The organism is Wolbachia endosymbiont of Phyllotreta cruciferae (assembly GCF_918697765.1).
GTDB lineage: Bacteria > Pseudomonadota > Alphaproteobacteria > Rickettsiales > Anaplasmataceae > Wolbachia > Wolbachia pipientis.
Window position 1 is genome coordinate 483,238 of the sequence record NZ_OU953855.1, and the last position, 24,173, is coordinate 507,410.

Here is a 24,173-nt window from a genome sequence, read left to right on the forward strand (position 1 = left end):
AAGCGTGCAATATACAGATGGCTTAGGGGATAAATGGCATAAGTGTTGAAAGTATCAAAAATAACGTGATATGAGATGATCAACGGCATGTAAATTACCTCCCGACAGTAAAACAATCGAACGTATAAAAGAGTCATTTAGATCCAATGTGAATTGCAGTAATGCTATTTTGAACCCATGTAGATTATTTTTGATTTTATAAACAAGAAATAACAAAGCCGTAATAATAATCATGTAAATATACACCTTCATGCCATTCATAGTATGGCTTAAAAAGTGCTTATATCCAAGATTTTGCTTTATAAATTTAAAGAACACTTCTATATCCCATCTGCGCCTATATAGCTCTGTTACTTCATAAGCTGGCATTTCAAACAAGTTTGTCAAAAACCATATTTCATCTCCAATTTTATTTCTGATTTTTATTAGCCGTAGATCATGCTTTTCTGCCACTTTACCTCGTGCACGATAAAGATTAACTATTATATCTTCTAAAATCTCTGATCCATCCGATTTTTGTTCTCTTATAACTTTGTTCCTGCTTATAACATCATGTTTTCTTCCTACTTTAACTCTTGTGATAAATTTGTACTCCTTTTCATCAAATTCGGCAAAAGTTCCAACTTTTCTGATTCCTCTATCAAATAATAAAATATCCTCTTTTTCAACTTTAGCTTCATTAATTGCTCTCACTAATGCTATATCTTCACTACTTTCTTCTTGTCCTTTACAAAATCTTATACTTGTCGGCAATTGATCCTTTAATCCTACACTCACTTTAACTTGACTGTCGTTACTTTTACCGCCTATTTTTAGCCCATCTTTTATGAGATATCCCGATAAATTTATGATCGTCGAATCAAACTTATGTAAGTTATTTAATGTTTTTTGGGGTAATAGCTTTTTAATCTTGCTCATCAAATCAATATATACTCCCTTAAAATATTCTGGATTTATAACTTTTAACCTTTTTGACAAACCACTGTATGTTACTGTACTTTTATCGCTATTCTTATCCATTATACACCTGTTTATTACCATTTCTAGCGCTCTTAGGCTTGTTTTTTGCCCCATTAATATTAACTTCATTAGACCTTTAAATATAATCTTGCCCAACAATTTAGTATTACATTTATCTACTTCACTTAATTTTCCTAGCCTTTCTAAATCCTCATCTTTTATTAAATTTAGTACTCTTTCTATTTGATCCATTATTGCCTCCATTTTCTTGCAATAATAGTTCTTTATGTCTTTTTTGTGTTACTTTCAACACTTATGGGGCGCTGGGATAACACCCTCCTGCTGACAATGTTCGTACAGCTATGGAATGAATCGCGGTATGACGTAGGATTGCTGTCATTCCAGTGCTTGACACTGGAATCCAGGAAACTTAACTTTACACCAGGTAATAAGAACTGGATCCCAGTGGGCTTTGTTGCATCGCTACTTATGAAAGGCTAACTATAGTTAGGATTATAAGCAACCTATTGAAAATCTTGTTTTTTTGCAATCAATCTGATCAAATTTAAGAATAGTAATTTGTTATTTATATTAATAAATTTAATTCTATTGAAAATAGCTAAAGCATTGAAATTCTTGAATTTTAGCCAGATTAGTGAGTGGTAGTGAAATTTCTTTTACTCAAATTTAGGTATTCACTGACCGTTCTTGTTATAAATACCAGAATAATAAGCTACTGATATTCCCTATCTTTTTTATCTTTAATCCATCATAGCTAGCGATGCAACAAAGCCATCCCAGTGTCAAGCACTGGGATGACACCTCTGGGCACTGCCATCATAAAGGAACCAGTGTCAGCTACTTTCATGACATCAATAATTGACCTCGACTTACCGTCCAACTAGAAAATTGTATATAGAATGACAGAAATCCAGATGTTATTTACTTACTTTCGATCTTTTCTATCAATTTTTTAACTAAGCCTCTTAGCTTTTTACTGGATTCATCAAGCTCTTGAATCTGCGAGCTGTGCTCTTTCATTAGTTCCTTATAGTTACCTCTTATGTAGTCAATCATTTCCTTCATCTGAGCAATCATCTTGTTAACATCCATACTGCCCAAATCAGGTATCATGCCAGGCATAGCCCCTTCTAACATACCACCAGCCATAAGCTGCTGAGACATTTGCATAAATGGTTTTAAAGTCTGATTAAGCAATTCAGGATCCTTGGCTAATTTTTCTATTTGCTCTTTGCAAGTATCCATATACTGCTTCATAAATTCATCTTCTTGCCCTTTGTCTATCATAATTATAACCTACCTAAAAATACGTGTTCTTTATTATATATTATTTTAAAATTAAAAACAATACAAAATACCTGTCACAATTGCATTAATACTTTTTAAATAATAAAAAATGCTCCTTTGCTTATAAAGGGTCACATACCTTCTTTAACCATTCCTTATCTTTTACGCTATTTTCTAAGTTTTTATAGACAAATTGATGGTAGCCATTTATCCATTCAATTTCATCCTTAGTAAGCATTTGCACATTTATTAGTCTTCTATCATATGGAATAGAGGTCAGTTGTTTAAAGTTTAAGAAGCCATTCTCTTGCCTGTCAACATATATCAGATTTTCAATTCTTATTCCATACTCTCCCGGAATGTAATAGCCAGGTTCGTTGGAAAGTATCATCCCTGGCGTGAGTTTCACTTTATTACTTTTTGATATTGCTTGTGGTCCTTCGTGTACTGATAGGTAACTTCCTACTCCATGCCCTGTACCATGCATATAGTCCATTCCAAATTTCCATAAATGCGTACGTGCCAATATATCCAATTCTCCACCAGTAGTGCCAGGAGGAAAGATGACACTTGCTATAGCAATGTGAGCTTTCAACACTATTGTATAGTGGGTTATTTGCTCATTAGTTGGACTGCAAATTGCTACAGTTCTTGTCACATCAGTTGTGCCGTCAAGGTATTGGCCACCAGAGTCAATCAAATATAGTCCACTTTTCTGAATTACCTTATTCGTCTTACTGCTTGCACGATAGTGAATTATTGCTCCATTCTCATTAAATGCTGAAATTGTTGGAAAACTTAGTTGCTTAAACAAATTCTGCTCTTTTCTGTATTCTAAGAGTTTCTCTTCAGCTTCAAGCTCTGTACCAACATTATTTTCAAGCCAATGTAGAAAGTTTGTAACTGCCACTCCATCTCTGATGTGCGCATTTATAGCCCCAGCTATTTCAGTTTGGTTTTTTACTGCTTTATAAATTAGACAAGGATCCTCTCTTTCAGCTACCTGTTTATCTTTTATTACAGCCATAATACTCATTGGAGTTGTGTTTGGATCTATAACTATTGAATTTAGCTTGTGCAGCGAATTTTCTAGCTCACTAATATCAAAAATATTTATATGATTGCCTAAATTTGCTTCTATAGTTGAATGTTCTTTATCTTGAATAAACAAATCAACATTACCGCTTTTATACAATATAGCACGGCCCAATATACATGGAGTATATTTAGCATTTTCATTTCTTAAATTTAATAACCATGAAATTGAATTTGGATCAGTTAAAAGCACTACTTCAGCTTCTTTATCTATGCTTTTAGCTATTTTTTCACATTTGTCCTTACTACTTTCACCAGCATATTCAATAGAATGTAAAACCACTGCTTGTTTTCGACAGTCACTTTTTTTTCCAGCTAAACAGGGTATTAATTTACAGATATTCTCATACTTTCTTATATCTTCTATGGTAAAATATTGCAAATAATAACCTAGTGAGGCAGTCGATGTTAAGTTTGCTTTTATCCATTCGCGTGGATCCTCTTCTTGTATATTATATACTTGAAAATTGCCCTGATCGAGCTGATTGCGAGCTTGTGTGATATAGCGTCCATCCGTAAAAAATGGGCACTTGTTGTCTTTTGTAACGATAAGTAGCCCATTTGTTCCTGTAAAGCCACACAGCTTTGTTAGCTCCTCTGAATACTCATTTAAATATTCATCTTTAGTATGCAACATAAATGCATCAACGTTTATCTCGTGCATAAAAGAACGAAATTCTTCGATTTTTGACATAGAACACCTCATACAAAATTAGCAGCCACTTTCGTTTTCCTGTTTCTCAAATACACTAATATGCTCACTATCGCTGCAGGAGTGATGCCTTGTATTTGCTTTGCAATGCCAATCGTCGCTGGTTTTATCGTCTGCAACTTTTCTATTACTTCACTTGACAGGCCTTTAACTTGTGAATAGTTGAAATCAATTGGAATTTGAGTGTTAATTTCCTCTCGTAAAAACTTCATATCCGCTTCTTGTCTTATTAGATAAGGTTTGTATTTTGCTTCAATTTCAACCGCTTCGCATATTTCATTCTTAGCTCTATTATCCGCTTTGGTGTGTCCCATTTTGTCATTCCAGCGCGTGACGCTGCTTAACTCCGGCCATATTTCTTGTAATTTATTCCAGTCGATGTTTGGATAGCTAAGTAAATCTAGTGCCGTTTTTCTTATCCCATCATAAGATATTTTGATACCATAAGACCTAAGCTGCTCAGGAGTAATCGTCAGACTCCCTAACTTCTCTTCAAGCTGCTTAATGGATTCAAGTTTATTCTGTAAAACAGAGTATCTCTCATACGAAACAAGGGAAATATCATAACCTTTTTGTGTTAATCTTCTATCTGCATTGTCTGACCTGATAGCTAGCCTATATTCTGCACGCGAGGTAAATAATCTATAAGGTTCGATCACCCCTTTGGTGACTAGATCATCTATCATTACGCCGATATATGAGTCTGTGCGATGAAGAACAAAGCTTTCTTTTCTTTCAGATGCAGAAAGTGCTGCATTGATCCCGGCAATAATTCCTTGCCCTGCTGCTTCTTCATATCCAGTGGTGCCATTAATTTGGCCAGCAAAATATAGGCCTTTAATTTTCTTAGTTTCAAGAGTATGGCTTAGTTCTCGTGGATCAATATAGTCATACTCAACTGCATATCCAGGCCTTAGTATTTCTGCGTTTTCAAGTCCTTTGATACTCTTTATCATTTCACGCTGCACTTCAATAGGCAATGAATTTGAAATTCCGTTCGGGTATACAGTATCATCATCCAGGCCTTCTGGCTCTAGAAATATTTGATGACTACTTTTTTCTGCAAATTTATTAACTTTAACTTCAATTGATGGGCAGTATCTTGGTGCTATAATATCATCCAAATACGAAGAAGCTGACCTGTGCAGATTCTCTCTGATTATTTTATGCGTGTTTTCATTAGTATGGGTAATAAAGCATGATACCTGAGGTTGGTTAATTTTTTCTGTGAGATAAGAAAACGGCACAGGTGGATTATCACCCACTTGTTCTTGCAATATTGACCAATTTATAGTGCCACGATCAAGCCTTGGCGGAGTTCCGGTGCGCAGTCTACCTAATTTGAAATTATATTTCTTCAACGTATTTGCAAGTTCTACGGCAGGCTTATCTCCCATTCTTCCTGAAGGGGTTGTTTGTTCTCCTATATGAATCACACCTTGCAGGAAAGTCCCTGTAGTTAAAACGACTTTGCTTGTCAGTATATGTTCCCCTGAGCTTGTTATTACAGCTTTAATGCACAATTCTCCATTGTTATTACTCTCTATAAGGAAATCGTCAACTGACTCTTCTTTTACCGCCAAATTGTTATAATTTAGAATAATTTCCTGTATTGCTTGCTTGTATAATTTTCGATCTGCCTGTGCACGTGGTCCCCACACTGCCGCACCTCTGCTGCTATTTAAAATGACTGAATGTATGCTTGCTTGATCGATTGCTCTTCCCATTATTCCATTAAGAGCATCAACTTCCCTGACTACAACACCCTTTGCAACTCCTCCGATTGCTGGATTGCAAGACATTTCCCCTATAGTTGAAATTTTATGAGTTATAAGCAGCGTGTTTGCACCAAGGCGAGCTGCAGCCGCAGCCGCTTCGCACCCTGCGTGACCTCCACCCACTACTACTACGTCATATTTATGCATGCTTTCCTGAGTAATTTTTACTCTACTAATATTCTAATTATTAGCGGTTAATGTCAAATTTTGTTATTCCAATGCTGCACACTGGAATAACAGAAAGCTTACTTGATTAGTTTAAACTGGCTCATTCATGCACCTTGTTTGAAGAAAAGCGCTCAACTATAGGTGATATAATATAATTATCCACTTTATCAGTTACAAAGCACCCTGCAATTGGTGCTATGGCTCCTATTACAGCACCTGTTAAAGCCAGTGATTGCATCCCAAGCATTGCACCAGGAAAAATAGCAGTTGCAGCTGCAGCAAGGCCAACTCCGATTGCAGCGCTTACAGCTGTTAATGTAATGGCGCTAATTATCTTAAATCCATCGTTTACCCCCCTTTTGTAAGCCGCCATTAAAGCTTCTGACAGGTTTTTTATATAATAAGGAGCTATACACCACCCTGGAAGTATAGAACCAATAACTCCACCTACAACTAAGGGTGATAAAGCTGTAAAACTCAATCCCAAACCTGCAAACCCTCCTAGCACAGCACCTAACCCTGCTATAACCATTAAACCTTTTACACGTTCAACCGTTTTAGACATATAACCCTCCTAATTAATAACAACAATTTTTTTGTGAGCTTTAAGCCCTCTCTATTGCCATTGTAATTAGGTTGATTGAATAAGCAAAGTAATGTTTTTATGTTGGAAACAAGAACGGAAGAAAGGCCTTGACCTTAACTATTTCAATCATCAGTAGCTAATGCACAGCTAACCCCACGTCATACCGTCACGGTATCTCTAGATCCCGCTAACAAGCAGCGGGATGACGGTTTTTCAAATTGTCGGTAAACCTAAGCCACTTTAGCTATAGAATAACAGAAACCTTTTTGGTTAGCTTAAACGTCCTGCTTTTTTGAAGAAAAACACTCAATTATAGGTGATATAATGTGCTCATTCACTTTTTCAGCTATTGGTACTATAATATTTTTCATTGCAAGCAACGCTATAATTGGCGCAATTACTCCTATTGTTGCACCTGCTAAAGCTGCAGAGCCCATTCCAAGCATTGCACCAGGAAAAATAGCAGTTGTGGCTGCAGCAAGGCCAACTCCAATTGCAGCGCTTGCAACGCATAAAACGGCCGTCTCGAAAAGATCTTTTTTGGAGAATTTTCCTTCTTGTACACTACCGCATATAATACATGCAGCGAATAATATTGCAGGAACGGCGGCAATAATTCCACCTATAACCAAAGGTGACAAAGCTGTAAAACTCAATCCCAAACCTGTCAATGCTCCTATTACTGATGCTATACCACAGATTATTAAAAATTCTTTCATACACCCTCCCTAATTAATTTGATATGTTACCATTTGTTCATATTTCTGTAAAGTAGAAAATTTTAGTGGGGCGAGCGACCAGGATCGAACTGGCGACATTCAGTACCACAAACTGACGCTCTACCAACTGAGCTACGCCCGCCAAGATATAAAATTTCTAACATAAGAGCGCAAATAGTCAATTGATTATTTAACTCTCCTTTTGTAGAGGGTTCTAAGTTTAGCCAATAAATATTTTCATTGATACTTTTACTATTATAGTTAATTGTATTGATACTAATGAAGTAGTGGTATGTTTAAAAGTATTTTCACATTTAGTTTTTTTACGGCTATTTCAAGGATCTCAGGGTTAATAAGGGATGTATTGATTGCTACGGTTATTGGTGCAAACTCTCTTGCAGACATATTTTTTTCTTCGTTTCGCTTTGCCAATCTATTTCGAGCATTTTTTGCAGAAGGAGCGTTCACTACCTCATTCATACCGTTATACTCGACAGAATCATATGATAATAAAAAGGCATTTAATTTTGCAAGTAGTGTAATATCCATTACGTTTATTATCTTAGTAATTTTTTGCCTTATCATGCAAACTTTCTCCCCTTATATGATTCAAATTTTTGCTCCTGGATTTGACCAAAGTAAGTTTACCCTTACTGTTACTTTATCAAGAATTATGATGCCCTACATAATCTTTGTTTCAATTGCATCACTTATTGGTGGAATGCTGCAAGTAAAGCAGCATTTTGCATCAACAGCTATTGCACCAATCGTTTTGAATCTCTGTTTAATCATCAGTTTATTTGTGCCTTACGTAAAAACTCCAGCGCACAACCTTTCTATAGCTGTGCTGATCGGAGGGATTTTACAGTTACTTCTGATACTGTTTAGTGCATACAAGTTAAAGGCAGCTTTTTCTTTTAGCCTTGAATTAAGCAATGAAATAAGGTTGTTTTTTAAGCGTGTGATACCTGCAATTATCAACAATTGTGTAACTCAAATAAGCTTATGGATTGATACAATCATGGCAAGTTTTATACCAAATGCGGTGTCCTATATATATTATGCCGATAGACTAAATCAACTACCGCAGGGAATAATCGGTACTGCAATTGGTACAGTGCTTCTTCCTTTAATTTCAAAACAGGTGAATAATACTGAAAACATAGTCAAAATACAGAACAAGGCTCTCAACATAGGATTAATGTTAATTATGCCAACAACTGCTGCCTTTATCATTATTCCCGACATAATTTTACTTACGCTTTTTTCTTACGGCCGGTTTGATCATTATGCAGTGCAGCAAACTGTTCCCACTTTAATAGCATTTTCTCTTTCTTTACCTGCATTTATTATAAATAAAGTATTGCTACCTACATTTTTTGCTAAAGGCAATCTGAAAATACCAACCATATTTTCGCTAATGTGTCTTGGAATTAATGTAGTGCTAAACCTTTTGTTAATGAACGAGTATCAGCATACGGGGATTGCTATTGCTACTTCCGTTTCCACTTGGATAAACTCCATTCTATTAATTAGTTATTTAACAATAAATAAGATGTATAAGGTTAGCCAAGCGTTATTGTTAAATATCATGAAAATTTTTGTAGCAACGGTAGTCATGTCAATAGCCCTTTATATTTTTAATTCTTTGTTGGCAGGATTATTTTTTGATAAAATGTTGGCTCGTATCGTTTATTTAACGACTTTAATAGCTTTGAGTGTTATTGTTTATTTTGGTATTCTTTACCTAACTTTTAGAGGAAGTTTGAAAACATGTATAAATGTAATCTGAAGGTACAACAAATGGTGTCATCCCAGTGCTTGACACTGGGATCCAGATATAAAAGTATTTACAAATTGTGCAATAGACAACAGATTCTAGGAGCATACGCTGAAATAATGCCCATGATGAAAATAAGATGGATCCCAGTGTCACGCACTGGGATGACAGGAAAAAGGTGAACTGGGATGACAAGATGAAAGGATGCTGGAATGAGAGGTCTACTATGAGACTTTCTTTATATGCCATATTATCAATCTCGCTGCTATTAATTCTCATGCACATTGCTGCAACTTTTAAGGATTGGAGTGGCTACAAGGGATATATTATAAAAGAGTTGGAGAGGACGTATGATGCTGAAGTGCGTATTGGGGGAAAAATTAAAGTTTCGTTGATTACCCCAAAGCTCACTATTTATAATGTATATGTACAATACAACGAAAATAAAGAGCAAAAGTTGTCAGATTTAATTAGTGTAAGAAAAATTGAGGTAAAACCGTCACTCCTATCGTTGTTTTTATTTTCGTTGCAACCAAAGTCAATCACATTGTTTGGTATGAAAAGCAACAAAGAAAATTTACTTAATATTATAAATACAAAAGCCAGTGGTAACACAGTCGATATAGTAATAAAAGACAGCCAAGTAAGTTTTAAGAGTGATTTCGCTGATATTGTTAACATAAAGGAGGTTGCTGTAAAAAAAAATAGGCAATTCTCCGGTAAAGTAAAGGTAGGTGATAATAATTACGATTTTTCAGGAAAGGTTGATATCACAAAAAAGAATGTACACATTAGTGTTGAATCAAATTTTGTAAATTTGCTATTTACAGGTAATAGAAATCAAGAAGAACTCCAGGGTAATTTAACATTAACAATTAATAACAGTTCCGGTTCTGTGAGTGATTTAGCAAAAATCATTAATCTTAGCTTTCTCTCTTGTGTTATTCCTAGCGAAAATATCAAGATATCATCCAATATAAGTCTTAATGAAAGTGAGTTTACGGCAACTGACTTAAAAATTGATTCCAAAAACATGCAAGCCAGTGGTACAATACAAAACGATAGAAAAAGCGATCACACTAATCTCAATATTAGCTTCAGTAAAGTTGACTTAGATTCCATACAAAATGATTCACAAAGAACAACGAATATGAAGGATCTTCTGGAATGTTTTAGAGAAGTTGTGCCAAAGAACTTGAGCTTAAATTTTAATATAGAAGCTTCTAACATTCAATATCAAAACAAAATATTGGATAATTTCCGTGCTGTACTAAAATCCACTGATGGCAAAGTAAAAGTTAATACGCTTCTTAAATTTCCTGGAATCAATAATATATCTTACTTATCAGGAGAGATCTCAAACAATAATGTCCTATCTGAATTCAACGGTGATTTATTAGTCGAAGGAAATGATTTTGAGTCATTCATTTTATGTTTTTTCCCTTCTATACAGATGAAAGAAAACCAGAAAAGTCAATTTATGCTAAGTTCTAAATTACACTTTGCACCAAGAATATTATCTATCTCAGACATTAGACTGCTAAATAATAAGGAATCCTTGCAAGGATCAATTAGAGTAAGCCATACAAAAAAACACAATGTGGTCAATGGTGAATTTAGCATGCATAATCTTGATGCAGATAAATATGCTCATTCATTATTTAGCAGTTTACCTAAAATGCAATGGCTGAAAAATTTTCAGTATGATGCAAATATAAAGGCCCGTGTTAATAACCTTACATTGAATGATACGAAAATTAAAAATTTGGATTTTTTGCTGAAAATGGAAAAAGGTAAGCTAGTTGCAGATAAAATAAAACTATCTGGAGAAGATTTCGATATTACCGGTAATGCAAAAATATTAGCAGATCAAAAATACGCCAAACCTTTATTAGATGTTAACCTTACGGGCAGTAAATTTAATGGAAAAATTATTACATTACCAAATTTAGTAGAGACGAAAAGAAATGAGATAGATCAAATTCAATGGTCAACAAAGCAGCTTGATTTTTTGGATGATAAAGAAGGCTTTGATGCAAATGTGCAAATCAATACTGCAGAATTTAAAACCGAGCATAATGTTTTGAAAGATTTTAATTTGGATGCGGTAATAAGAAACAACACTATCACTATCAGGCAGGCAAGTTACGTATTAGAACGCGGGCAAGTGTTTTTTCAGGGTTATTTAAGATCAGACTCAATGAATACAAGGTTTTCTATTGTAAATTTGGACACTAAAAAGATTGGTAAGGTTATAGGAATTGACAATGTAAATGGTCAGGTAAGCTTAAATGGTGAAATCAAAACTCAAGGAAAAAGTTTTCATGATTGGGCTAGTAACTTATCAGGAGATATAAATTTACAAGCACAGGGAATAGAATTTACTAATGTGGATTTCAATTCATTTATCACTAATTTGTTAAGCAGTAAGAATAAATCTGAAATTTCCACACTTGCTTATGTTGATATATATAATGGTAAGACATTTTTTGAAAATATTAGCGGAAAAGCAAGTATTAAGAGTGGTATATGTTCAACTAGTTTACAGTTCGGGATTGATCAAGCATCAGGATCAATCTCTTCTAATTTAACCTTATCTAACTTCGCTTTAAATTCTATATTCAGGTTCTTTTTCATACCACCAAATTATAGTAATCCAATCTATATCGATATGCATTTGGATGGCCCTATTTGGCGTCCTAAGATGAGTTTTGATGTAGACCAAATCTTCACCGCTCTGGTTGGCAAGAAAAATAGTTGATTTACTTAGGCGTACGGTTTAGGGGACAATGAACTCATCTGAACGGACAATGGCGTCAACTTAAGGAAAAATATCAGCGATAGTGTATAAAATTTCTCTCTAAATTTTTTATCATTAAATTATCCAAAGAGTGCAATAAACAGCACTTTTGTTTCTGTTTTATTTCAACAAAGAAGTCTAAAATGTGTCCTTTTTAGGTGAAACATGCGTGCGCCAAGCAAAGTGCGTAAAGTCCAGTTGGTGAAAATCCAACCCAGGCAAAGCCTAGCCAGCAGGCTGGAACAAACCACTATGCTGCGTAAGGTAACGAGCGTAGTAAAGCTAGTGGAATGGACAACACAGGGTACAACGAAAGTGAAGGTATTGAGTCCCGAAATTCTCGATGTCATAGAGGTCGACACGTTGCATATAGTGGAAGACAGCAAGAAGGGTAACAATAGGGCAAGTTATCACTCACTCTATCGGGATCTGAGGCCGTATCACGTGTTGAGATGGAGTTTACGTAAACTTGGGAGATCCTTTGTATTCCTATTAAGGTACGTTGGAACAAGTCAACAAAGGCGAGTACTGACGGAAGATATAAAGGAAGTCGGACTGATTGATAGTACTCAGAGTGTGGGAAAGCCACATACAAGGGGAAGCGGTCAGCAATATAGTGACTGGTTTAGGAATTGCTATGCCAATACAACGGAGGTTGGAATAACGTGCAAAGAAAACTAAATCAGATAGCAGTAAGAGCCAGGCAAGATAAACGATTGAAATTTAATCGTTAATTCATCTGATAAACGCAGAGAATCTTGCTGAATGTTATAAAGAGCTAAAGCATAACAAAGCATGCGGTATAGACCAGGTGACAGTAGAAGCTTATGGAGAAAATCTTGAAGAGAAGCTCAACACTCTGGTGGATAGTATGAAAAGAAAGCGATATCAACCGCAACCAGTGAAAAGAGTATATATACCAAAAGCTGGAAGCAAAGAGAAACGCGGGCTTGGAGTACCGTCTACAGAAGATAAGTTAGTCCAGATAATGCTGAAGAAGATATTAGAAAATATTTATGAAGCTAACTTTCTGGATAACTCATATGGTTTTCGTCCTGGTAGAAGCTGTCATCAAGCGGTAAATGCACTAAATAAAGCAGTTATGTACAGACCAACTAACTATGTAGTAGAAGTTGATATCAAGAAATTCTTTGATAATGTCCAGCACAAATGGCTAATGAGATGCTTGAGAGAACGGATAACAGACCCAAACATACTGTGGTTAGTAAAACGATTTCTTAAGGCAGGAGTAGTCGAAGCAGGACATTATGAAGCAACTGAACTAGGCACACCTCAGGGGGGAATAGTAAGTCCTATACTAGCTAATATATAGTTGCATTATGTGCTGGATTTGTGGTTTGAAAAGAAATTCAAGCTAAGATCTAAAGGTTATATGGAGCTAGTTAGGTATGCAGACGATCACCTGATTTGCTGCGAAAGAGAAAAAGATGCTAGAGAACTCTTAGAGTCACTGAAACAAAGGCTAGGAAAATTTGGACTGGAAATATCTGAAGACAAAACAAGAATAGTAAAGTTTGGCAAAAAGGAGTGGCAACAAGGAATAAGGGAGAAACGAAAAACGGAAAGTTTCAACTTTCTAGGATTCACCCATTATGGTACAAGGAGTCGTAAAGGTAGAGTAATGGTAGGTCATAAAACCTCGAAAGAAAATCTATCTAGAAAACTTAAAGAAATCAAAGAATGGGTGAAAAAGATCCGAAATAAAGTTCACCTTAAAGATTGGTGGTCAATACTTAAAGCAAAACTAACAGGACACTATAACTACTTCGGAGTTAGCGGAAATTACCGGTGGTTGAATAAATTCTTCTGGCGGGTAATCAAGCTAGCGTATAAATGGATAAACCGACGTAGTCAGAAGAAGAGTATGAATTCAAAGCAATTTATACACTATCTACAAGTTAATCCATTACCAAAACCAAGAATATGCTACTCATTATATACAAAATAGGAAATGCTGTGAATACTACATTGTGGAGCCGTGTGCGGGAAAGCTGCAAGCACGGTTCTGGTGGGGGAGTCATAGCGATAAAACTTAATCAGGAGGATTTAAAACTATGACTTCTACCAAACAAAAAGGAAAAAATTTTATTCTACAAATTAAAAATATAATATACTCGAAAGCTTTTCAGAGAATCCATTGTGTTGAGTTTTACACGAACAAGAAAACTTCCTTTTTCGACAGTATTTTCTATGATTTTAAAGTTAGTTAAAAAAAGTTTGGGAATAGAATGTGAACTTATGGAGCCATTGACATGTACCCTCAAAGCAAGCTTTTTCTAAAGCAAGATATAAGATTTGTCATACAGGTTTTAAAGAATTTAAGCATCCAAACAGCCTATCAAGATGAGCCTGAGTTGGAGAGGCTATAGGCTTATTGCAGCAGATGGTTCTGGTATGAGATTACCCAGCTCTGAGGAAATTGTATCCGAGTTTGGCCGCTTTAAACCAAATGGAACAACAGGCACAATGCCACCATTGGCAATTTGTTTGTTGATTTGTGTACTTCGCTGATTTGTAGTGCTCGTCTTGCGGCTTGGAATATAGGTGAACAAACGTTGGCGGAAGAGCAATTACCCGAAGTTATCACTCAAATGCGTTCATTAAATCAAAAGAAATTATTATTTATCTATGATCGTCTTCAGTAAAATTCATTCAGCAGCATTATGATTTGGAAGTAGATTTTATTTTTCGCTTGCAAAAAAGAAATTATAGCAAGCTATGGGAACGAATTGCATCTGGAGAATTAGATTTCGATTTTATATTAGAAAATGAAAAGCTAAAAAATAAAATGAAAGGACAGAAAGTAAGAGTAATAGTGCTGACATTAGCCAACGGAGAAACAGAGGTATTGGTTACTTCACTTTTTGATCGAGAAAAATTTACTTTGGAAGATATCAGCAAAGCTTATGTATTAAGGTGGCATATAGAGGAGTGCTATAAACGACTCAAAATAGGTGCAGAGTTAGAGAATTTTTCTGGCGTAAATTTAGAGGCTGTATTACAAGAATTTTGGGCAAACTTAGTCATGTGTAATATATTGTCGCTTCATATGTGTGATGCACAAGGGCCTTGGAATCCAGATCAAATTGCTGAGTATCGTTTAAATTTTTCGGTTTTATTTGGTGTAATGAGGCAGAAACTCTATCAGGTACTTATTGCGCCAAAAAACTTTCAAGCCCTTTTTGATAGAGCAAGTATACGCGCTAAAGTTAAAATCCGACCGGGACGATTGTATAGCCGCGATAAGGTAGATAAGCCCAAACGCCATCATGTCTTTAGGAGAGTTTGCTAATGAAAGTTCTTAAGTTGACGCCATTGAATGTACGATTACTAAGTACTTCAGACTGTTTGTTTTCTACATTCATACCCTACTAAACCCTTACTATTACCCACAAATATAAATGTTTGTTGCATAGCTCTTAATGGCATAACTTTTGCTTGAAATAACTGTTTATATGGTGCAATTTACAGCTTTTAGTTGCTAAAATTATAACTCTTAGTTTAATAATTTTAATCTAATAAGCTTTCAGGTTAATAAAATTAAATTATTTGAGTAAATACAATACTATGTTTTTATTTGTGGGTAATAGTAAGTACTAAACCTACGAATAACTTCTTTCTATAAAAAATTAAAGTCACCAAGTGCCTAAGATAATGCAACAGATTCTTTAACATTGTAATAACAGTGCCGAACAGGGTCAATTTTGTTTGCTGTCTTAAGCATAAAGATTCCCCGAATCTAATATGTCATTGCTGTAGGCTGCATTTAGTAATATAATCTCATATTAAATAAGACTTTACTTAAGTTTATGCTAGATTCTCCGCTAATTTTGACAGCCATTCTTATATTTTTTATTTTTACGTTGTCATTCTTTTTTATAAGAAAGATATTTGGATCAACAAACAAGAAGATAATAAAATCCTTTAGGAAAATTGTTCAGCAAATAAATGCATTAGAAACAGAAATGCAGAGCTTATCTGATGAGGAGCTTGCTGGTAAAACTGAAGAATTCAATCGAGAATTGAAAAATGGGAAAACGTTAAATGATCTTCTCGTACCTGCATTTGCAGTTGTGCGTGAAGCCTCTCGAAGGTTTCTTAACATGAGGCACTTTGATGTTCAACTGATTGGTGGAATGGTGCTCCACAATGGCATGATATCAGAAATGAAAACAGGAGAGGGAAAGACACTCGTTGCAACTTTAGCAGCATATCTAAATTCCTTAGAAGGGAAAGGCGTACATGTCGTAACTGTTAACGACTATCTTGCAAAACGAGACACAGAGTGGATGAGCAAATTATATAATTCTCTTGGGGTTTCTGTTGCGTTTATTACGAATAACTTGACAGACGAAAAGAGGAAAGAGGCTTACAGTGCAGATATCGTGTATTCCACAAATAACGAGCTTGCCTTTGATTACCTGCGAGACAATATGAAATTTTCTCAAGAAGACATGGTTCAGAGAGGCTTTCACTACGGAATAGTTGATGAAGTGGACTCAATACTCATTGATGAAGCTCGCACTCCGCTTATTATTTCTGGCCCGGTTGAGGAAAACAATCAGATATATAAGCATATCAATAAAATAGTAACCAAATTAGTTGACTCCGATTATGAAGTAGATGAAAAAGGTAGAACGGTATTCTTGACTGAAGATGGTATTTCACGAGTGGAGGAACTACTAAGGTCATACAATCTCATTCCTGAAAATTCCTCGCTCTATGATACTGACAGCATGATAATGACTCATTATATAGACCAAGCATTACGTGCATATAAGCTGTTTACTGCTGATAAAGATTATATAGTAAAGGATGGCAAGGTAGTGATTATTGATGAATTTACTGGGCGTATGATGGAGGGCAGGAGATATTCCGATGGTCTTCATCAGGCACTTGAAGCGAAGGAGAATCTTGAAATTCAGCATGAAAACCAAACTTTAGCATCGGTCACATTTCAGAATTACTTTCGTATGTACAATAAACTTTCCGGAATGACGGGAACAGCAGCAACAGAGGCAGAAGAGTTTCGTGATATATACAGATTAAATGTAGTAAAAATTCCAACCAATGTACCTGTAAAAAGAGTTGATATTGATGATGAAATTTACGGTACAGAAAAGGAAAAATTTAATGCTGTGTTGAAGTTTATAGAAGAATGCTACAAACGCCTTCAACCGGTCCTTGTTGGCACGGTGAGCATCGAAAACTCTGAGAAGCTTTCTGCGCTTTTGCAAAGCCATTCTCTTAAGCATTCAGTATTAAATGCTCGTTATCATGAACAAGAGGCGTACATAATAGCGCAAGCTGGAGTGCCAGGTAGTATCACTATAGCAACTAACATGGCAGGACGTGGAACTGATATTCAGCTTGGTGGAAATGCTGAAATGATTGCAAAGGTGGAGCTAAAGAAGATAAAAAATGCTGATGAAAGAGAAAAAAAATACCAAGAAATAGTTGAAAGAGTAAAAAAAGATAAGGAAATTGCTATAAAAGCTGGTGGTTTATGTGTGGTTGGAACCGAAAGACATGAAAGCAGGAGAATAGATGATCAATTACGCGGCCGTTCTGGTCGTCAGGGGGATCCTGGACTTTCTAAGTTCTTTTTATCGCTCGAAGATGACCTAATGAGAATATTTGGCTCTGATAGAATGAGAAGCTTTTTACAAAAAGTAGGGTTAAAGAATAACGAAGCTATTCATCATCCATGGATCAATAAGGCACTCGAGAAAGCGCAAAAGAAAGTTGAAGCTAGAAACTATGACGTGCGGAAATCTCTACTTAAGTTTGATGACGTAATCAATAACCAACGTAAAGTTATTTTTAAGCAGAGAAACAATATCTTAGGCAATGAAATCAATGATTTGTTTGAAGTATATAGCGAAGTAAATGAGAGCGTAGTAGAAGGTATAATCCAAAGTGGCTATTACGAAGATTATGTTGAAGATATAGCCAAAGAATTCCATACAAGGTATGGAATAACGCTTGATAAAGAAGATTTAGCAAAGTTTTTGAATAAACAAGAAGCTTTGAATTATATAAATGATAAGATACAAGAATTTTTTACTGAGAAAGAAAAATATTTCAACAGTCAGCACACTACAGATTTGTGGAATACGATCGTGAAGCAAATGATGATAATGACACTTGATCATTTATGGAGGGAACACCTTTCAGTTCTAGAGAGCCTAAGACAAAGCATAAGCTTACGTGCTATGGGGCAGAAAGATCCACTGAATGAATTTAAACGCGAAGCTTTCTTGATGTTTGAGTCGATGCTTGAAAAATGGAAGGAACTCACCATTCACCGCCTAGCGCACTTTAAGTTGGCAGACAACCAAGAGATAGGCAATAGATTACATTCTGCGAGAAATAGCAGACTTCCCAAAGTCTCAAGAAACGACAAATGTCCTTGCAACTCCGGAAAGAAATACAAACACTGCCATGGTGCGGTTACTGTGGTGAATTAGGAGCTGTAGTCTGTCCACCTATGTTACTGCATCTAACCTCACTTAGCTTACTGTTTAATGAATGCTCTGATGACTTATATGCAACCCCATAGGAAATTCCACCAACTATCAGTGCAGATGCTACAGTAATTCCAATTATTGCTAGTGCAGGTAATGCAGTAGCGTAAACGAGTGCTAATGGAGTAACAATGGCAGCTAATATACCCACAGCAACTCCTGCTGTTATAGCTTTAGATCTATGAATAAATGATGGATCTGCACCATCATTTAGTAGAAGTTTTGCTACTTTTGGATGTTGATAATTTAGTCTTGGATATTCACCATGAGTGTAATAAACAGCATAATATAAAGGAGTCCTTCCGTCTTTATCTTGTACATCAACACCTGCCCCTCCTTTTAATACTTACTTTTACCCACAAATGTAAAAAGTGAGTAAGCTAAATAATTTAGGATCAAAATGATAGAAACAAGTACAAGCGTGCAATATACAGATGGCTTAGGGGATAAATGGCATAAGTGTTGAAAGTATCAAAAATAACGTGATATGAGATGATCAACGGCATGTAAATTACCTCCCGACAGTAAAACAATCGAACGTATAAAAGAGTCATTTAGATCCAATGTGAATTGCAGTAATGCTATTTTGAACCCATGTAGATTATTTTTGATTTTATAAACAAGAAATAACAAAGCCGTAATAATAATCATGTAAATATACACCTTCATGCCATTCATAGTATGGCTTAAAAAGTGCTTATATCCAAGATTTTGCTTTATAAATTTAAAGAACACTTCTATATCCCATCTGCGCCTATATAGCTCTGTTACTTCATAAGCTGGCATTTCAAACAAGTTTGTCAAAAACCATATTTCATCTCCAATTTTATTTCTGATTTTTATTAGCCGTAGATCATGCTTTTCTGCCACTTTACCTCGTGCACGATAAAGATTAACTATTATATCTTCTAAAATCTCTGATCCATCCGATTTTTGTTCTCTTATAACTTTGTTCCTGCTTATAACATCATGTTTTCTTCCTACTTTAACTCTTGTGATAAATTTGTACTCCTTTTCATCAAATTCGGCAAAAGTTCCAACTTTTCTGATTCCTCTATCAAATAATAAAATATCCTCTTTTTCAACTTTAGCTTCATTAATTGCTCTCACTAATGCTATATCTTCACTACTTTCTTCTTGTCCTTTACAAAATCTTATACTTGTCGGCAATTGATCCTTTAATCCTACACTCACTTTAACTTGACTGTCGTTACTTTTACCGCCTATTTTTAGCCCATCTTTTATGAGATATCCCGATAAATTTATGATCGTCGAATCAAACTTATGTAAGTTATTTAATGTTTTTTGGGGTAATAGCTTTTTAATCTTGCTCATCAAATCAATATATACTCCCTTAAAATATTCTGGATTTATAACTTTTAACCTTTTTGACAAACCACTGTATGTTACTGTACTTTTATCGCTATTCTTATCCATTATACACCTGTTTATTACCATTTCTAGCGCTCTTAGGCTTGTTTTTTGCCCCATTAATATTAACTTCATTAGACCTTTAAATATAATCTTGCCCAACAATTTAGTATTACATTTATCTACTTCACTTAATTTTCCTAGCCTTTCTAAATCCTCATCTTTTATTAAATTTAGTACTCTTTCTATTTGATCCATTATTGCCTCCATTTTCTTGCAATAATAGTTCTTTATGTCTTTTTTGTGTTACTTTCAACACTTATGCCCAGCGCCCCTATGATGTCATTTAAGTAGCTGACACTGGTTCCTTTATGATGGCAGTGCCCCTATGGTGTCATTCCAGTGCTTGACACTGGAATCCAGCCTTTCCATAATCATCAAAACATTGTATTTTAACGTAAAACAGCTATTTTTATGCTCACCAACTTAATAAAATTCCTGGATTCCAGCGTCACGCGCTGGAATGACATTACAGGGGCACTGGAATGACACCATTTGTTGTGTTTAACAAAGTTCGTACTTAACTTCATGTTAGCTATAAATATTAAGAAATTTACCAAATGAAAAAAAAGGCAAAAGAAGCCCCGTGGTGGTTGGCTATTTACTATGTACTAAAATATCGGCGTTTTTTTATTCTAAAACGCTTGATTAAGAGCGATTTAGCTGCTTTTAACTTGCAACTAACCTACACCGCAAGTGTTTAAGAAATTTACTAAGCAGGAAAAAAGGCAAAGAAACCCCGTAGTAGCTAGCATTCAAATTCTCCCTTGTCAATTTGACGTTTTTTGCTGTCTTAAACGCTTTGTAAGCGCGTTTCGGCTTATATAGGTAAAAACCCAGAAATTTTTAAAGACATGCGATGCACGTAGTGCGAAAAATTAAACATGAGACGCCAAATACCCTAAGTTTTTTGTCATTAACCTGCACAGATTGCGAAGATAAATAAATAGCTTCAGTTTCATGATAAGGAGGCTGGCGGAGTTTGTCAAGTAAGTTTTTCGTTTAATCCGTTTCTTGATTTAGGTGCCCTTGACTTCCGGCTGGGTCGAATTTGTATAGCTACATTGTCGGTAAATCTAAATTGCTTTAATGATTTTGATTGAAAAATAGTTTTTCTATTATATAAATGCTACTTTAGGGTAATCAAAATGGAAGACGATAAATATAGCCTAGGTTTAAGAGTTATCCATTGGTTGATGGCTGTTTTTATTATCGGTATGCTTTGTTCTGGACTTTATATGAAAAGCCTGCCACTTAGCAATGAAATTAAGTTCAACATATACGCTATTCATAAGGCTTGCGGTATCACTATTCTTGGATTAATCATAGTACGCATATTTTTTCGCGTCTTTACTTATGTTCCACCACTTCCAGCAAATTTTTCTCGGTTTGTAATCAATATAAGTAAAGCAGTGCACTTTGGTTTATATTCTTTGATGGTGCTAATGCCACTATCTGGCTATGTCATGTCTTCTGCTTCTGGCAAACAGATCAAATATTTTTTTCATATCCCTCTGTTGATTAATCAAAACAAAGATCTAGCTAACACGGCTAACGAGCTACATTCGATGCTTGCATATTTTATGGTACTTTTTATAATCTTACATATACTTGGCGCCTTAAAACACACATTTATAGATAAACAAAACATTTTTAAACGTATGATATAGGTTATATGTTAAGTAGCCTCTGGAAAAAAGGAACAGATTTTCTTGGCAGTGAGTTTGCTATAATGGGTGGTGCTATGAGCTGGGTTTCAGAGAGAAACTTGGTCTCAGCAATCTCAAACGCTGGTGGTTTTGGTGTGATTGCATGTGGTGCAATGTTCCCAGACTTACTGGAAAAAGAAATCATAGAGACACAAAAATTAACTAACAAGCCATTTGGTGTAAACCTAATTACTATGCACCCAAAGTTGAGTGAGTTGATAGATGTGTGTATTGAAACGAAAGTGAGCCATATAGTGCTTGCCGGTGGACTGCCAACAAAGCCTAATATAGAAAAAATCAAGGGTGCAGGCATTAAAGTTATGTGCTTTGCACCAGCATTAAGCCTTGCGAAAAGGTTAGTAAAAATGGGAGTAGATGCATTAATAATAGAAGGAATGGAAGCAGGTGGGCATATAGGTCCAGTTAGTACTTCTGTTCTTGCACAAGAGATATTGCCTCATTTTAAAAATGAACAAATACCAGTGTTTGTTGCAGGTGGAATAGGAAGAGGTGAAATGATAGTTAATTACCTGGAAATGGGAGCAAGTGGCTGTCAAATAGGTACATTATTTGTCTGCACTAATGAGTCAATTGCCCACAAAAATTTTAAGGAAGTGTTTATTAAATCGGCCGCACGTAATGCAATACCTTCTGTACAGATAAGTGCTGATTTTCCTGTAATTCCTGTAAGAGCTATAGCCAACAAAGCAAGTGATGACTTCATGAAGCGTCAAAAAGAAGTTATTGATGAATACCAAAAGGGACAGATCTCAAAAGAAGATGGGCAGCTTGAAATAGAAAAGTTCTGGGCTGGAGCTTTAAGAAGGGCAGTGATTGAAGGAGATGTTGAAACAGGATCTTTAATGGCCGGCCAAAGTGTTGGCATGGTTGATAGGGAAAAGCCTGTAAAAGAAGTAGTGGATATGTTAGTTCAACAGGCAAACAATTATATTGAACGCAAATCTGTAGAAGCAGCAAAGCAAATAGTTAACCAGTAAGCAAGTCATAATTATCTCTGAAAGAGCCCATTATAGGGCATAATTGCCCAGTTTTAATGTAAAATTAACGCTAAAGAGGTATCTATACATTTTATTATGTATGGAGGAATGTTATGCACAGTCCCTTTAAAAAACCTAAGAGTAAGGAAGGAGATATTAACCAACAATTGAGCAACACTATATACAAAAAGGTAACAGCAGAAAATTATCAAGAAAATCAAGATGAGACTTCCAAAGAATGCAAAAGGTTGTTCAAGCAGGGAGCTAGTCCTAAAACATTGGCTGAATTGGAAAAAATACTGAGAGAACGACAAAATGAGCAGGCTATTGCAAAACACTTAGAGTCATCCAAGCAAGGAACTAGTCCTGAAGCATTAGCTGAGTTAGAAAAATCAGTGGGGAAAAAAAGAGAACATTATAATAATTATATCCAACACTTTCTTCCAGCGTTGAAAGCAGAAATAACAGAGTCAAAAAAACTAGACTCAAAAAAAAAGGCAGCAATAGTACAAACAATTTTGGATATTACTAACAGGAGCAGCAGTGTAAGCTCAATACCAAATGCTGTTGAAGAAAATATTGAAGATCAAATGCAGCTAGGACATATTGAAGAGCAAAACAACACACAAGAAACACCCTTGAATGTAGCTGAGAAAAAAAGTGGTGATACTAAAATACTTGGCCAATTAGATATTCCGAAAGAGGTATCTAGAAAATATAGTAAAGTTATGGAGCAATTAAAGAAGAATATAAAAACTCCTAAGCTTGGTAACGGTAGTGGTTCAGATAGTGGAATAAACTCACCTGGACTGAGTGAAAAAAACTCGATATCACCAATAAATAGTAGAAAAAACAGTTTAACATCAATAGCAAGCACTTCATCTGAGGAAAGTTTAAACTCAACATTGAGCTCTGTTGAAGAAGATAATGGCTTACAACCAGAGGATGAAGGAGAGACAAAATTAGCACACCTAACTAAAACAAGGTCCAAAGGGCCAAGTGGACGAAGATCTCCTTCTAAATATAATAAAAAGATTGAAGATCAAGTTGAGAAAGAGTCACCACAGGTGTCATCCCAGTGCGTGACACTGGGATCCAGAGAAAAAGAAAGTATGGATCCAAATAGTCAAACTACTCAGATGACAGGCAGCCAGGCAAAAGATTCAATGCAACCCGAAGAAAAAAGGGACAGAAAAAACGCCATTACAATCGTGCAGAAATTTCCTTTGAATAAGAAAAAGGGTGAAGATACTCCACTTGAAAAACAACCCAATAACAGAAATCTTCACGTTGCATTTGTAGCAGGTTGTGCTCTCTCCACAATAGGGTGCATTGTTGCAGGAGCAATGACATCAGGATTGATAGGAGCAGGACTACTTGCTATGGTTGCAGTGCTTGCTATAGCAGCAGTAGCTGAATTGCATTCAAACTTCCTATCAAGTAAATTAACATCCATTAATGTGAGTCCTCTTGTTGATGATAAGAGCTTACAGCATGTTCGCAGCGGTAAAAATTAAATATGTGTTACTTGTAGTGGATAAGTGAATTCAGTTCTTGCCTATTGATATAAAAGTTGTTATA

At 35.5% G+C, this 24,173-nt stretch carries 15 protein-coding genes, 1 tRNA gene and 3 pseudogenes; 9 read left to right on the forward strand and 10 right to left on the reverse strand.

Features of this window, described 5'->3' with window-relative positions; genetic code table 11:
* Positions 1-54: 54 nt before the first annotated feature.
* The 7 genes from NL281_RS02325 to NL281_RS02355 form a co-directional block, all read right to left on the reverse strand.
* Entirely contained in the window at positions 55-1,224 is a 1,170-nt protein-coding gene (locus NL281_RS02325) for an IS4 family transposase (protein ID WP_253302993.1), read from the reverse strand.
* A 678-nt stretch (positions 1,225-1,902) separates the two neighbouring features.
* A complete protein-coding gene (locus tag NL281_RS02330; protein WP_064125381.1) occupies positions 1,903-2,268 on the reverse strand; it encodes a hypothetical protein in 366 nt (121 codons plus the stop codon).
* 121 nt (positions 2,269-2,389) lie between these two features.
* Positions 2,390-4,057 carry an aminopeptidase P family protein gene (locus tag NL281_RS02335; protein ID WP_253303533.1) on the reverse strand — a complete coding sequence of 556 codons (1,668 nt, stop codon included), beginning with the start codon at positions 4,055-4,057 and terminating at the stop codon, positions 2,390-2,392.
* Positions 4,058-4,065: 8 nt separating this feature from the next.
* Positions 4,066-6,000: a tRNA uridine-5-carboxymethylaminomethyl(34) synthesis enzyme MnmG gene (gene mnmG / locus NL281_RS02340; protein ID WP_253303534.1), complete on the reverse strand. Its 1,935-nt coding sequence runs from the start codon at positions 5,998-6,000 to the stop codon at positions 4,066-4,068.
* Between the two features lie 121 nt (positions 6,001-6,121).
* Positions 6,122-6,586, reverse strand: a complete 465-nt coding sequence (locus NL281_RS02345) for a hypothetical protein (RefSeq protein WP_253303535.1) — start codon at positions 6,584-6,586, stop codon at positions 6,122-6,124.
* A gap of 296 nt (positions 6,587-6,882) precedes the next feature.
* A complete protein-coding gene (locus NL281_RS02350) occupies positions 6,883-7,326 on the reverse strand; it encodes a hypothetical protein (protein WP_253303536.1) in 444 nt (147 codons plus the stop codon).
* A 66-nt stretch (positions 7,327-7,392) separates the two neighbouring features.
* Positions 7,393-7,468: transfer RNA gene (locus NL281_RS02355), tRNA-His, on the reverse strand.
* A gap of 150 nt (positions 7,469-7,618) precedes the next feature.
* On the opposite strand from NL281_RS02355, the gene murJ reads away from it, so the two are divergent.
* The 6 genes and pseudogenes from murJ to secA all read left to right on the forward strand — a co-directional run bounded on the left by murJ (position 7,619) and on the right by secA (position 18,397).
* On the forward strand, positions 7,619-9,118 hold the full coding sequence (murJ, locus tag NL281_RS02360) for a murein biosynthesis integral membrane protein MurJ (RefSeq protein WP_253303537.1): 1,500 nt from the start codon (positions 7,619-7,621) through the stop codon (positions 9,116-9,118).
* Positions 9,100-9,288, forward strand: coding sequence for a hypothetical protein (locus tag NL281_RS02365; protein WP_253303538.1), 189 nt, complete (start codon positions 9,100-9,102; stop codon positions 9,286-9,288). The genes murJ and NL281_RS02365 overlap by 19 nt, the downstream gene beginning before the upstream one ends.
* A 44-nt stretch (positions 9,289-9,332) precedes the next feature.
* Complete coding sequence (locus NL281_RS02370) at positions 9,333-11,867, forward strand: AsmA-like C-terminal region-containing protein (protein WP_253303710.1); 2,535 nt, start codon at positions 9,333-9,335, stop codon at positions 11,865-11,867.
* A 910-nt stretch (positions 11,868-12,777) separates the two neighbouring features.
* Positions 12,778-13,875, forward strand: a pseudogene (gene ltrA, locus NL281_RS09120) (group II intron reverse transcriptase/maturase).
* A gap of 106 nt (positions 13,876-13,981) precedes the next feature.
* A pseudogene (locus NL281_RS02380) lies at positions 13,982-15,219 on the forward strand (IS4 family transposase).
* 517 nt (positions 15,220-15,736) lie between these two features.
* The gene (gene secA / locus NL281_RS02385; RefSeq protein WP_253303539.1) at positions 15,737-18,397 is read left to right on the forward strand and encodes a preprotein translocase subunit SecA; all 2,661 of its coding nucleotides are present in this window, start codon (positions 15,737-15,739) and stop codon (positions 18,395-18,397) included.
* Here secA and NL281_RS02390 read toward each other — a convergent pair.
* The 3 genes and pseudogenes from NL281_RS02390 to NL281_RS02395 form a co-directional block, all read right to left on the reverse strand.
* Positions 18,381-18,605: a hypothetical protein gene (locus NL281_RS02390; protein WP_253303540.1), complete on the reverse strand. Its 225-nt coding sequence runs from the start codon at positions 18,603-18,605 to the stop codon at positions 18,381-18,383. The two genes, secA and NL281_RS02390, sit on opposite strands and share 17 nt — an antisense overlap.
* Positions 18,606-18,656: 51 nt before the next feature.
* A pseudogene (locus tag NL281_RS08640) lies at positions 18,657-18,749 on the reverse strand (ankyrin repeat domain-containing protein); the annotation flags it as partial.
* Between the two features lie 176 nt (positions 18,750-18,925).
* A complete protein-coding gene (locus tag NL281_RS02395; RefSeq protein WP_253302993.1) occupies positions 18,926-20,095 on the reverse strand; it encodes an IS4 family transposase in 1,170 nt (389 codons plus the stop codon).
* Positions 20,096-21,033: 938 nt separating this feature from the next.
* Here NL281_RS02395 and NL281_RS02400 point away from each other — a divergent pair.
* From NL281_RS02400 to NL281_RS02410, 3 genes are all read left to right on the forward strand, one after another.
* A complete protein-coding gene (locus tag NL281_RS02400) occupies positions 21,034-21,555 on the forward strand; it encodes a cytochrome b (protein WP_010082022.1) in 522 nt (173 codons plus the stop codon).
* 5 nt (positions 21,556-21,560) lie between these two features.
* Complete coding sequence (locus NL281_RS02405; RefSeq protein ID WP_253303541.1) at positions 21,561-22,592, forward strand: NAD(P)H-dependent flavin oxidoreductase; 1,032 nt, start codon at positions 21,561-21,563, stop codon at positions 22,590-22,592.
* Between the two features lie 113 nt (positions 22,593-22,705).
* Entirely contained in the window at positions 22,706-24,109 is a 1,404-nt protein-coding gene (locus NL281_RS02410; protein WP_253303542.1) for a hypothetical protein, read from the forward strand.
* Positions 24,110-24,173: the final 64 nt, after the last annotated feature.